11 protein-coding genes and 1 tRNA gene are annotated in these 12,163 nt (G+C 70.1%); 4 read left to right on the top strand and 8 right to left on the bottom strand.

From position 1 onward, the window contains the following. Positions 1-33: 33 nt before the first annotated feature. On the bottom strand, positions 34-816 hold the full coding sequence (locus tag OG302_RS33025; protein ID WP_371530114.1) for a hypothetical protein: 783 nt from the start codon (positions 814-816) through the stop codon (positions 34-36). A 47-nt stretch (positions 817-863) separates the two neighbouring features. Between OG302_RS33025 and OG302_RS33020 the strand changes: the two genes are divergently transcribed. Then, positions 864-1,052 (top strand): DUF5703 family protein, encoded by a 189-nt coding sequence (locus OG302_RS33020; RefSeq protein ID WP_190082655.1) that lies wholly within the window; start codon positions 864-866, stop codon positions 1,050-1,052. 81 nt (positions 1,053-1,133) lie between these two features. On the opposite strand, the gene OG302_RS33015 is transcribed toward OG302_RS33020, so the two are convergent. The 3 genes from OG302_RS33015 to OG302_RS33005 all read right to left on the bottom strand — a co-directional run bounded on the left by OG302_RS33015 (position 1,134) and on the right by OG302_RS33005 (position 3,847). Further along, positions 1,134-1,925 carry a chaplin family protein gene (locus tag OG302_RS33015; protein ID WP_371530113.1) on the bottom strand — a complete coding sequence of 264 codons (792 nt, stop codon included), beginning with the start codon at positions 1,923-1,925 and terminating at the stop codon, positions 1,134-1,136. A gap of 140 nt (positions 1,926-2,065) precedes the next feature. After that, positions 2,066-2,299: a chaplin ChpH gene (gene chpH, locus OG302_RS33010; RefSeq protein WP_371530112.1), complete on the bottom strand. Its 234-nt coding sequence runs from the start codon at positions 2,297-2,299 to the stop codon at positions 2,066-2,068. A gap of 195 nt (positions 2,300-2,494) precedes the next feature. Beyond that, the gene (locus OG302_RS33005) at positions 2,495-3,847 is read right to left on the bottom strand and encodes a M20/M25/M40 family metallo-hydrolase (protein ID WP_371530111.1); all 1,353 of its coding nucleotides are present in this window, start codon (positions 3,845-3,847) and stop codon (positions 2,495-2,497) included. 181 nt (positions 3,848-4,028) lie between these two features. On the opposite strand from OG302_RS33005, the gene OG302_RS33000 reads away from it, so the two are divergent. After that, positions 4,029-4,113, top strand: a tRNA-Leu gene (locus tag OG302_RS33000). A gap of 72 nt (positions 4,114-4,185) precedes the next feature. Here the strand turns inward: OG302_RS33000 and OG302_RS32995 are convergent. From OG302_RS32995 to OG302_RS32980, 4 genes are all read right to left on the bottom strand, one after another. Continuing rightward, the gene (locus tag OG302_RS32995; RefSeq protein WP_371530110.1) at positions 4,186-5,592 is read right to left on the bottom strand and encodes a hypothetical protein; all 1,407 of its coding nucleotides are present in this window, start codon (positions 5,590-5,592) and stop codon (positions 4,186-4,188) included. Then, positions 5,579-8,464, bottom strand: a complete 2,886-nt coding sequence (locus tag OG302_RS32990) for a peroxidase family protein (RefSeq protein WP_371530109.1) — start codon at positions 8,462-8,464, stop codon at positions 5,579-5,581. The genes OG302_RS32995 and OG302_RS32990 overlap by 14 nt, the downstream gene beginning before the upstream one ends. 316 nt (positions 8,465-8,780) lie before the next feature. Further along, entirely contained in the window at positions 8,781-9,182 is a 402-nt protein-coding gene (locus OG302_RS32985) for a YchJ family protein (protein ID WP_371530108.1), read from the bottom strand. 55 nt (positions 9,183-9,237) lie between these two features. After that, entirely contained in the window at positions 9,238-9,939 is a 702-nt protein-coding gene (locus OG302_RS32980) for a FadR/GntR family transcriptional regulator (protein ID WP_371530107.1), read from the bottom strand. A gap of 170 nt (positions 9,940-10,109) precedes the next feature. Here OG302_RS32980 and OG302_RS32975 point away from each other — a divergent pair, with 170 nt between their 5' ends. Next, positions 10,110-10,619, top strand: a complete 510-nt coding sequence (locus tag OG302_RS32975) for a gluconokinase (RefSeq protein ID WP_361834080.1) — start codon at positions 10,110-10,112, stop codon at positions 10,617-10,619. Positions 10,620-10,665: 46 nt separating this feature from the next. Next, complete coding sequence (locus OG302_RS32970; protein WP_371530106.1) at positions 10,666-12,063, top strand: gluconate:H+ symporter; 1,398 nt, start codon at positions 10,666-10,668, stop codon at positions 12,061-12,063. Positions 12,064-12,163 lie beyond the last annotated feature (100 nt).

The raw sequence follows: 12,163 nt of genomic DNA, 5'->3' as shown, positions 1-12,163 counted from the left end.
CGGGGCGCAGCCGCGACGGCTGCGCCCCGCAGGTCAGCGATCCGCGTCCAGCGGCCTTCGGTGGTCGTTGACGTCGGCGATGTCGGCGATGTCGGCGTCGTCCGCTTCGTCGAGCTCGTCGAGCTCCTCCAGCACCGCCACGGCGTCCGGATCCGCATGGACATGGACGTCGGGGTCGATGCCGTCGTCGTCCGGCTCGTCGTCGAAGACCGCGCTGACGTCGAAGCGGCACACGACCCGGTGCGGGTCCGCCTGGTCGAAGGGGGCGTCGAGCCACTCCCCCGGCTCGGCGGGCTCGTCCGCCGCGGTGACCCAGAGCGTGGAGTCGCCCTCCTCCAGGCCGAACTCCTTGTGCCGGGAGGCGATCTCGTCCGGCTCGAACTCACCGAAGAGGACGCCGAGCGCGGCATGCACACTGCTGCCCGCCGCCGCGGCGGCGGGACTCTCGCCCGCCGTTCCCTCGTCGAGGTCCGCGACCCGCTGGGCCTGCGCGAGGAGCCGCTGCGGCTCCGCGACGGCGTAGTCCCTGCGGATCAGCACGCTGAGCGCGTTCGCCTCCTCCGGGCCCTGGTACGGCGGCAGCACGTCGCTGTCCGAGCCGGGGATCTCGAAGGGGGTGACCTCGTCATAGCGGTCGTAGAGAAGCTCGTCGTACTCCTCGGCCGCGGCGGCCAGCTCGTTGAACGCTTCGTAGACGGCCGGGTCGTCCTCACCCGACCTGCGTTCGACCGCGGCAAGGTGACGGTCGAGCGCGGTCTTGACCGCCTCGGCGGCGGCGCGTACCTCGGCAGCGGTGGGCTGCGCAGCATCAGACATAGTGCAGACGCTATCCGTACCGGGCCCGTACTTGCACAATAGATGCGATGCCGGAATACGAATTTGTCGACGTGTATGTCCCACGCGGGGTCACCCGCAAGGAAGCAACGCGCCTGCTGACGGACCACGCGGAGTACGGACACTGGGAGTTGGACCGTCTGAGCCTGCACGCTGACGGCAGCCGCAGGGTGCGGCTGAAGCGGCGGATCATCCGCCAGCTGCGGGCCACTTGGTGAGGTGAGAACGGGAAGGGAGGGTGCCCCGACCAGGCGGGACACCCTCCGTTCCTACCGATCAAGCGGTGCCGCGCACGCTGATCAGGCGGCCGACCGGGTCCTTCGGTACAGCACCGTGCCCGCGAGCAGCATGCCCGCGCCCACCGGCAGCACGACGCCCATCGGCAGTTCGCTCCCCGTCTGGGCCAGCGACTCCGAGCCCTTGGGCTGCGCGACACTCTGCGCCCCCGGCTCGTTCGGCATCGCCCTGTCGTCCACCGGCTTCTCACCCGGCGTACCGGGCTTCCCCGGCTGCTCGGGGTGGACCGGATTACCAGGTTCACCCGGTTTGCCCGGCTCGCCCGGCTTGCCCGGCGTCTCGGGCTGCCCCGGGCCGCCCGGCGGCTGCTCCGGCTTCGTGGGCGGCTTCCCGCCGCCCGGCGGCACGCCGCCCGATTCGTTGGCGCATTCGTTTCCGGCGGTCGCGTTGCCGAGTCCGCCGATGGTGACGCTGTTGCCGCAGACGTTCACCGGCGCGTCGACCGGGAGCTGGACGTCATTGCCCGAGGCGACGCCGGGCGAGTCACTGGTGTGCCCGTCCGCCGCGGCCCCGCCGCCCGAGGGCTTGTGCGAGCCGCTGCCGCCGTGGTGGGAGGTGTTGGCACAGTGGTTGCCGGCCGTGGGGTTGAGCACCCCGACGACGTTGACGCTGTTGCCGCAGACGTTCACCGGTACGTCGACCGGCAACTGCACCGAGTTGCCGGACAGCACGCCCGGAGAATTCGACGCACCCCCGTGGGCGCCGGAGTCGGCTTGCGCGTATCCACCGCTGATGGCGAGCACGCCTGTCGCGGCCGCCACCGTGATCAGGCCTTTACGAGTGACCTGTCGCATAGGTTTTCCCTGCCTTATGACCTTCAGGAATGCGTACGCGCCTCGGGGCGCGCACACGGAATGCCCGAAGGCCCCGGAGTGCATGGCTCGCACTCCGGGGCCGACAGGCTCAGACCCTCGTGGGGTGAGGCACAACAACGTCAGACGTTGGCGCAGGTGTTGCCGAAGGCGGGGTTCAGCAGCCCGATCACGGAGACCGTGTTGCCACAGACGTTCACCGGCACGTGGATGGGCGCCTGAACGACATTGCCCGAGAGCACGCCGGGGGAGTTCACGGCGGCACCCTGGGCACCGGCGTCGGCAGCAGCGATACCCGCACCCGCGAGCACGAGACCACCAGTGGCAGCCGCAGCAGCGACGACCTTCTTGATCATTGTTCCTCCTTGTTGGCAATGCGATCCCAGCCGCGGACCGCACCACCTGTAACGAGGAGGAGGTAATGGGGCTACGAGCGTATGGTCCCTTTCACTCTTTTCAGTCAAGTACGCACGCGCTGACGATTATTGGAGTTTCGTTTCAGCACGCATTTGCGGCACGAACGGCGCACGGAGGGGCGTACGGACCGGCGTTCAGGACGCGTCGATGAACCGGTCGAGCACGCGCACGCCGAACTTCAGGCCGTCCACCGGCACCCGCTCGTCCACACCGTGGAACATGCCCGCGAAGTCCAGCTCCGGCGGCAGCTTCAGCGGCGCGAAGCCGAAGCCGCGGATGCCGAGGTCGTCGAAGGACTTGGCGTCGGTGCCCGCGGAGAGCATGTACGGCACGGCGCGGGCGATCGGGTCCTCGGCCTGCAGCGCCGTCTGCATGGCGTCGACGAGCGCGCCGTCGAAGGTGGTCTCCAGGGCCTTGTCCGCGTGCACGTCCGTCCGCTTGACGTTCGGGCCGAGGATGCGGTCCAGGTCGGCGAGGAACTCCTCCTCGTACCCCGGCAGGAAGCGGCCGTCGACGTGCGCCGTCGCCTGCCCCGGGATGACGTTGACCTTGTAGCCCGCACCCAGCTGGGTCGGGTTGGCGGTGTTCTTCAGCGAGGCACCGATGAGCTTGGCGATGCCGCCGAGCTTGGCGAGCGTCGCGTCCATGTTCTCGGGGTCGAGCTCGGTGCCGAGGGCGTCGCCGAGCTCGTCCAGGAAGTGCCGCAGGGTCTTGGTCACCCGTACCGGGAACTCGTGCCGCCCCAACCGGCCGACGGCCTCGGACAGTTCGGTGATGGCGTTGTCCTTGTGGATCATCGAACCGTGACCGGCGGTGCCGTCCACGGTCAGCTTCATCCAGTGCATGCCCTTCTGGGCCGTCTCGATGAGGTAGAGCCGCAGGTCCTCGTTGACCTGGTAGGAGAAGCCGCCGACCTCGCTGATGGCCTCCGTGACGCCCTCGAAGAGCTCCGGGTGGTTGTCGACGAGGTAGCGCGCGCCGTACGTGCCGCCGGCCTCCTCGTCGGCCATGAACGAGAGCACGATGTCGCGCGGGGGCTTGCGGCCGGTGCGCATGCGCTCGCGGACGACCGCGAGGGTCATCGCGTCCATGTCCTTCATGTCGACGGCGCCACGGCCCCACACACAGCCGTCCGCGATCTCCCCGGAGAAGGGGTGGTGCGTCCAGTCCTGCGCGTTCGCCGGTACGACGTCGGTGTGGCCGTGGATGAGCAGCGCGGGCCGGGAGCGATCCTCGCCCTCGATGCGGGCCACCGTGGAGGCCCGTCCGGGATGCGACTCGAAGATCTGCGGTTCGAGCCCCACCTCGGCGAGCTTCTCCGCGATGTACTCGGCGGCCTTGCGCTCACCCGGCCCCGAGTGGTCGCCGTAGTTGCTCGTGTCCATGCGGATCAGATCGCGGCAGAGATCGACGACCTCGTCCTCACCGGTGACGGGCCGCGACCGGTCCGCCTCGCCCGCCCTGTCGGCCCTGCTCGGCTCGCTCACGATGGTTCCTCCCGCTATCGCTGCTGGTGGTCCTCCTCATCCTCCCGCGTCCACCCTCCGACACCCAAGGCCGGGCACCCGCCGTCATACGCCGTTCACGCTCCTGACCTGTGTGATCAGAGGCCCCCGAATGTTTGCTATGGTTTTCCACGTCGCCGCGGGAAACCGCGACAGACCACCGGTCCGGGTGGCGGAATGGCAGACGCGCTAGCTTGAGGTGCTAGTGCCCTTTATCGGGCGTGGGGGTTCAAGTCCCCCCTCGGACACAGAGGTAACAGAGACAGACCGCGAGGAGCGGGCCGGGATTCCCGGCCCGCTCCTCGCGCGTTGTGCCGGGTTCACGTCTCGCCGTCCCACAGGCCGCCGTGGCGGCGGTGTGCCGGGGTGAGGCCCTGCGTGAAGTACTTGTCGTAGTACGCGCTCTCCACGTGGTGGGCCTGCAGCCAGATTCCGGGGACGTGGATCGCGTCCGTGTGCGCGGGGAAGCGGCGGTGCGTCCGGAGGATGTACGTGCAGATGTCACGGGCGCACTCGATCACCCGCTCCTCGTACTCGCTCGCCTCGGCGAGGTAGCGCTGGCCGTAGTCCTCGCGGTAGATGCGGGTGAACACGTCCTTGTCGCCGTAGACGCCGCCGGGGCCGAACTTCTCGCGGATGACGGTGTCCACCGCGTCGGACATCGACGCGAACGCGGGCGGGCACATGGCGGAGATCAGCTGTTCGCCGCCGGGGCCCTTGAGGCCCACCGGGTGCGAGCGCACGTTCGCGTACTTGGGGAGCGGGATGTGCCAGCGCCACACGTCGGCCGGGCGCCAGCGCGGGGTGACGAAGGTGAAGCCGAGCATCCTGCCGTAGGCGCGGGAGAACTTCGGGTCGCCCAGGGCGATCTGCGGGTTGATGGACGCGTGGATCCAGGCGCCGAGGCCCATCGCCTCCGCCACCAGCATCAGGTTCTGGAGCAGCAGGTCCGCCTCGATCTGGGTGCGGAGCGGGCCGAGCGCACCCAGGGGCAGCTTCAGCTTCTCGTTCAGGAACCCGTTCTTGATCCACTTCTTGACGCCCGCGGGGCGGTAGAAGTTCCGGTCGTCCACCAGCGTGGGCCGTGCCCCGTCCGGCTGCGTGAGCAGGTACATCAGGGCGTTGATGTACTGGTGGGAGAGGTCCACCACCGGGAACAGGAGCGTCGTGCCCGGCAGGTTGGACAGGAAGCGGTTCGAGTCCAGGTAGGCCGGGAAGTCCCGCAGCCCTTCGGCCACGTCGAGCCGGTGGTCGAGGACCTTGACCTTGGCCTCGCGTGCGCGGGCGGTCAGCGTCGCGTCGTCGAAGGGTTCCCCGGGCGCCGGCGGCAGCTTCCTCAGGTAGTACGTGCCGGTGTCGTTGATCAGGAAGAAGTGCGTGCCCTGCGCGTTGTCGGGGCTGCCCGCCGTCCGCCCCGCCATGGTCAGGTTCGGCTTCGCCATGATCGGCTTGCCGTTCCGCGGGTCCTCGAAGGGGCGGTCGGGCATCGTGAGCCCGGTGCAGCCGGTGAGGGCGATCAGGACCGCCTCCTCCAGCTCGGTCAGCGGCTGCGGGGCGTTGTCGGAGACGTAACTCATCGAGCCCGCGGGGACGGTGGCGCCCTGGCTCACCCGGTGGGTGCGGCGGCGCCAGACCGTCTCCAGGAGGGGACGTACGAAGAGGTCGGCGAGCCCGGGGTGGTGACCGTTCGCCCGGCTGTCGGGCCCGCCGCCGTCACCCGGTGGCATCGCTGCCACCGTCCCGCGCCGGCTTGACCTGCCGCCACGGCGCGAACGCACTCGCGTTGCGGGGCAGCAGCCCGGCGAGATCCGGGGCGTGCCGCTGGATCACGGACTTCATGCCGCCCTTCTCGACCCAGTCCATGCCGAGCGGCGTGTAGATCTCGGGGCGGTAGTCGACGGTCAGGAAGCGGTCGCTCTGCAGGCGCCGGGTGGCCATCAGGATGAAGATGCGGAAGGCCGTGTCGCTGAAGCCGAAGCCGGTCGGCGGGTTCTCGGCGAACAGGCCGACCACGGTGTCGATCTCGTCGACCGAGCGGTAGACGTCCTTGAGGCGCGCGACGGTCTCGGGGTCCTGGCTCAGGTCCTCGAAGCGGCGGATGCGCGACTTGTGCAGGCCCGCGCGGAAGTCGTTGTAGCGCGGCACGCCCCGCCTGCGGGTGCGGACGAGGTCGACGACGGAGAGGTCGATGATCTCGCCGTCGCGTTCGAAGCGCTGGAGCGCACGCGGGAAGTTGTTCAGGGTGATCGCGCCGGGGTGGGCGATGCCGAACGAGTAGAGGGTGTCGGCGAGGCCCGTCTTGCGGATGGCGGCCTCGGCCGCGCCGCCCTGGATGTCCTGGAAGCCGAGGCTCTCCAGGCGCTGCCCGAAGTGGTGCTCGCGCATCTCGTAGTCGTCGGGGATCAGCGGGTGCATCCGGTAGACGGTGACGAAGTCCTCGGTGAGGGAGTACGGCGCCGCGTGGTGGTCCGGCAGTGTCTTGGGGATGCCGGTCAGCGAGTGGGCCTCCAGGAGCCACAGGCCCAGCTTGTTGAGCCACTTGTCCGGCGGGCCCTCCCAGTTGGTGTGCAGGCCGAGGTCGATGGCCTCGGTGGCGAGGATCGCCGGGGTCCACTCCACCGTGTGGATCTTGGCGATGAGGGCGGAGACCACCAGGCGTGCCGTGTGGTAGATGCTGTCCTCGCTCATCGCGGGGTACTCGCGGCGCAGCGCCGCGCAGACCGCGTTGTGTTCACGGGCGAAGAGCGTGTGCATGGCGCTGAGGCCGAGCCACCAGCTGTCGCTGAAGCCGGTGAGCGGGATGCCGTTCTGGCCGGCGGGCAGGTGGCCGTCCTCCAGGCGCAGTTCGGCGCTGCCGCCCGGCTCGCGCAGGAACTTCGCGGTGCGCTCGTCCGCGCCGTACACCTCGGAGCCGTCCCACCAGTGGGAAGCGGTGTTGGCGAAGAGGATCGGCGGCTGGTTGCCGGGGATGCCGGACAGGGGGATGCCCTCGTTCTCGGCGAAGCGCATGACGTTCTCGGGCGGGCCGCCCGGGGTGTTGTGCCAGGTGCTGCCGGGCGGCAGCGGGACCTCGACCGACTTGGTGCCCGCCGGGTAGCGGCGGTGGTTGACCCAGTCGTGGACCTGGAACTGGATCCAGGCGGCGGCCAGGATGTTGAGCGAGGTCGCGGGCACGAAGGTGTCGCGCGCCAGGAGTTGGCGGCTGACGGTGACGGGGTTCGGGGTGTCGAAGAGGTCGGGGCGGTAGTCCGGCTTGAGGTTGCGTCCGAAGGCCGCGCCCACGGCTCCCATGGAGGGCGCGGAGAGGTCGTTGTACGTCCCGTCGTACGACCGGGCGGTGCGCAGCCGCTCGTCGGCCGGGGCCGGTACGCGGACGGCCTTCGGCGGTGCCTCGTGGACGTCGGTGTCGATGAGGTTGAGGCGCCGGAGCACCTTGCGCAGGAAGACCAGGTTCAGCAGGCTCGGCTCCAACGGCAGCCTGTACCACGGCACATAGCGGTTGAGGGCGCCGAAGAACCGGCCGACCGGGATGCCGAGGACCGTGTTGCGCAGCGGCTCCCCGGTGGTGAAGCGCAGGCCCTGGCGGTGGGCGGCGCTCGCCTCGTACGCGGCCTTTCGGGCGCGGTTGAGATTGCCTAGGGGGCGGAAGTCGTCGGTCGTGTACCAGGGGTTGAAGGCGAGCTCCTCGACCCGGCCCGCGGCCGCCTGCGCCTCTGCGGTGGCCAGGTCCTGGCGTGGCACGGTGAGGCGTCCGACGGGCACCGCGGGCGTGATGGCGTCCTTCCACTCCACCGAGCCGTCCTCGATGGGTGTGCGCTGCTCGTCCACGTACCGCTGGACGCACAGGTCGAAGGCGACGTCCGACGTGACGAGGCGGTGGGCGATTTCACGGTGCAGGAAGTTGGGGTCGCGGCGCTCGGGCCTCGGCTCGGGGGCGCTGCCCACGACGGGGCGCAGGAGGTAGCGGACAGGGCCCGCTTCGCCCCAGAGGATGGCACCGCGGCTCCAGTACGTCTCCTTGGCGAGGCTGTCGACCTTGTGCCGGGTGGCGGCCTGGATGTTGCGCCGCATCCGGGTGGCGGTGGAGAGGCCGACGGCGAGCGGGAGCTTCACGAGCAGGCCGAAGGCCTTCTGCAGCGGGTTGTTCGCGCCCGCCATGGCCTTGGCGAAGGCGACGAACTCACGGGCATCGCGGGCGTGCGACACCGGGAAGTTGGTGGCGAGCAGGTCGTGGCTCTCCTCGTCGGACACCGTCACGCGTACGGCGACGCCGCGCAGATCGGCCACGGCGTCGGGCTGCCGGGTGCCGCTGGCGTTGGAGAGCCGCACGGTCGCCGCGTACTCGGCGCCGGGCCGGGCGAATCCGGTGCGCAGGGCCTCCGGCAGGTCCTCGTTGAAGGTGAGGCGGGCGTTCTCCACGCCGAGCGCGGGTTTCGCGTGCTGGGTGCGCGCGAGGGAACCGGCGCTGCTGGTGCGCATGTTCTTCGCCTGGACCTTCATCACTTCGCGGGCCAGGCGCTCGAAGAGGCGGTGCTCCGCCTCGGGGCTGCCGCCCATGTAGCGCTCGTAGGTCTGCTCGTACTGTCCGGTGTCGGCCATCAGGCGCTTCCTTCGCACGCAGGCATACGGGGCGGGTGCTGGGCCCTGGGGCCTAGGACGTTAGCGGCGATACCGGACGGCCGCAGCGCGCGTTCCCGCCTATGTGCGGGGCGCCTCCCGGGCGTCGAACACGCAGGCGGGCGGCGGTATTTGGGCCTGTCGGGCGCCCTGGGGCTGCCGTGCGGGAGGGCCCGGATGATCGTCCCGACGTCCCTCTGGGGTCTTCTCCCCCACCGGCCCCAGGAGCGGTGCGCGACGATGGCCGGTCCGTGACGGGGCCATCGGAGCGGGGCAGGGTGAGGGGCTGGGCAGCGAGCTAGTCGATGAAGGCGCCGTCGACGTACACCCAGGCCCCGTCGAGCCGCTCGAAACGGCTCCGCTCGTGCAGGGCCTCCTTGCGGCCCCCGTCGGTGTAGCGGGCCCGGAACTCGACCGTGCCGGTGGTGTGGAACGCGGTGCCGTCCGCCGTGTCCAGGATCTCCAGGCCGACCCAGCGGAGCCCCGGGTCGAATTCCACGCGCGGCGGCCTGGTGCGCGGGTGCCAGGTGCGCAGGAGGTACGCCTCGTCCTCGACGGCGAAGGCGCAGTAGCGGGAGCGCATCAGCTCCTCGGGCACGGCGGCCGTGGCCTCGCCCCGGTGCAGCCTGCCGCAGCACTTCTCGTACGGCTCGGGGTGGCCGCAGGGGCAGGACCGGGGACGGGGGGCGCGTCGGGACATGCGGACCATTGTCCCCGACGCACGTGGACCGCTGTCCCCCGCCGCTGTCCCCCCGCTACGGGGCGAGGATGTCCAGCTCGTGCAGCGCCCCCACCGCGATCTCCCGCGTCAGCTCCTCGGCGCGGGCCGCGTCGCCCTCGCGCACCGCCTCCGCGAGCCTGACGTGCAGGGTGACGGCCGCCGGGTCGGGGTCCTCGAACATGACCTGGTGGTGGGTGCGGCCCGCGAGGACCTCCGCGACGACGTCGCCCAGGCGGGCGAACATCTCGTTGCCCGACGCGTTCAGGACGATGCGGTGGAAGTTGATGTCGTGGAAGAGGTAGCCCTCGAGCTGCTGCCCGCGGGATGTGGCGACCATGCCGAGGGCGCACTCGGTGAGGGCCGCGCACTGCTCGGGGGTGGCGTGCTGGGCGGCGAGCCCGGCGGCGGCCGGTTCGATCGCCGAGCGAAGGACCGTGAGGGAGCGCAACTGGCGCGGCCGGTCGGCGCCGGCGAGGCGCCACCGGATGACCTGGGGGTCGTAGACGTTCCACTCCTCGGTGGGCCGCACGGTCACGCCGACCCGGCGGCGGGACTCGACGAGGTGCATCGACTCCAGGACCCGCACCGCTTCCCGCACGACCGAGCGTGACACCTCGAAGCGCTGGGACAGCTCGTCCGTACGCAGCACACTGCCCGGCGGGTACTCGCCGCCGGTGATGGCGGGCCCGAGGCTTTCCAGTACGCGAGCGTGCAGCCCACGGGCCTGATCGGTCATGTCGTCAGGGTATGTGGGGACCCACGGGAACAAAAAGTCAGACTTTTGTGTCACAGACTCTTGAATTCGTCAGACCTAATGGGTTTCAGTGACGTGAACGAGCCACGGGTCTCCCCCCGGCCCGTGGCTCGTGACACCGATGTCGAAGAGGACAGCGAGGCAGGACAGCGATGAGCACCCCCCACGTCGTCGTGGTGATGGGCGTGGCAGGAACCGGCAAGACAACGATCGGCCCCCTGCTCGCGGCACAGCTCGGCGTTCCGTACGCCGAGGGCGACGACTTCCACCCCCCGGCGAACATCGCCAAGATGTCGGCCGGGACCCCGCTGACCGACGACGACCGCTGGCCGTGGCTCGATGCCATCGGCGCCTGGGCCCACGGCAGGGCCGGGCTCGGCGGTGTGGTCAGCAGCTCGGCGCTGAAGCGCAGCTACCGCGACCGGCTGCGGGCCGCCGCGCCCGGCATCGTCTTCGTCCACCTCACCGGTGACCGGGCCCTCATCGAGGACCGGATGTCCCACCGGCAGGGCCATTTCATGCCGACGGCCCTGCTCGACTCCCAGTTCGCCACGCTCCAGCCGCTCGGCCCGGACGAGGCGGGCGTCGCCGTCGACGTCACCGGCGGTCCGGAAGAGATCAGCGAGCGCGCCTTCCGGGCACTGGGCGCGCTCGGCCAGTAGTAACCCGTCCCCCGCACCCCCTCCCCTGACGTACAAGGAAGACACCGTGACCAGTCTCAGCGTTGAGATGCTGGCAGCGGACGCCGTCGAGCCGATCACTTCCGCTGGCCATGCCCAGCTGGGTATCGCCGTCCTCGCGGGCATCGCCGTCATCGTCCTGCTCATCACGAAGTTCAAGCTGCACGCGTTCCTGGCCCTGACCATCGGGTCGCTCGCCCTCGGCGCCTTCGCGGGCGCACCGCTCGACAAGGCGATCACCAGCTTCACGGCGGGTCTCGGTTCGACGGTCGCGGGCGTGGGTGTGCTGATCGCGCTCGGCGCGATCCTCGGCAAGCTGCTCGCGGACTCCGGCGGCGCGGACCAGATCGTCGACACGATCCTCGCCAAGGCGGGCGGGCGCGCGATGCCGTGGGCGATGGTCCTGATCGCCTCGGTGATCGGCCTTCCGCTCTTCTTCGAGGTCGGCATCGTGCTGCTGATCCCGGTCGTCCTGATGGTCGCCAAGCGCGGCAACTACTCGCTGATGCGAATCGGCATCCCGGCGCTCGCCGGTCTGTCCGTGATGCACGGTCTCATTCCGCCGCACCCCGGCCCGCTGGTCGCGATCGACGCGGTGGACGCGAACCTGGGCGTCACCCTCGCCCTCGGTGTGCTCGTCGCCATCCCCACGGTGATCATCGCCGGTCCCGTCTTCTCGAAGTACGCGGCGAAGTGGGTGGACGTCCCGGCCCCCGAGAAGATGATGCCGCAGCGTCCTTCGGAGGACCTGGAGAAGCGTCCCGGCTTCGGCGTGACGATCGCGACCGTGCTGCTGCCCGTCGTGATGATGCTGGCCAAGGCCCTGGTCGACATCATCGTGGACAACCCGGACCACACGGTGCAGCGCGTCTTCGACGTCATCGGCTCACCGCTGATCGCGCTGCTCACCGCGGTGATCGTGGGCATGTTCACGCTGGGCCGCGCGGCCGGCTTCACGAAGGACCGCCTCTCGACCACCGTCGAGAAGTCGCTCGCGCCGATCGCCGGTGTGCTGATGATCGTGGGTGCGGGTGGCGGCTTCAAGCAGACCCTCATCGACTCGGGTGTCGGTCAGATGGTCCTCGACATCTCCAAGGACTGGTCGATCCCGGCGCTGCTCCTCGCGTGGCTGATCGCCGTGGTGATCCGCCTCGCCACGGGGTCGGCGACGGTGGCCACCATCTCGGCCGCGGGGCTCGTCGCTCCGCTGGCCGCGGACATGTCCACCGCGCACACGGCGCTGCTCGTGCTCGCCATCGGTGCGGGGTCGCTGTTCTTCTCGCACGTGAACGACGCGGGGTTCTGGCTGGTGAAGGAGTACTTCGGGTTGAGCGTGGGGCAGACGATCAAGACGTGGTCCGTGATGGAGACGATCATCTCCGTCGTCGCGGGCGGGCTGGTGCTGTTGCTGTCGCTTGTGATTTAGCCGGCCGGGGGCCTTGGCTGCCCTCATCACCGGCTTCGCCGAGTTCGTCCTCAGACGCCGGACGGGCTGGAAGTATCCGGCCGGGCTGGACACTTCCAGC

Origin of the sequence: Streptomyces sp. NBC_01283, from assembly GCF_041435335.1 — a bacterium.
Lineage (GTDB): Bacteria > Actinomycetota > Actinomycetes > Streptomycetales > Streptomycetaceae > Streptomyces.
Note: the sequence above shows the minus strand (reverse complement) of the source record. Positions and strands in the feature narration are given on the sequence as shown.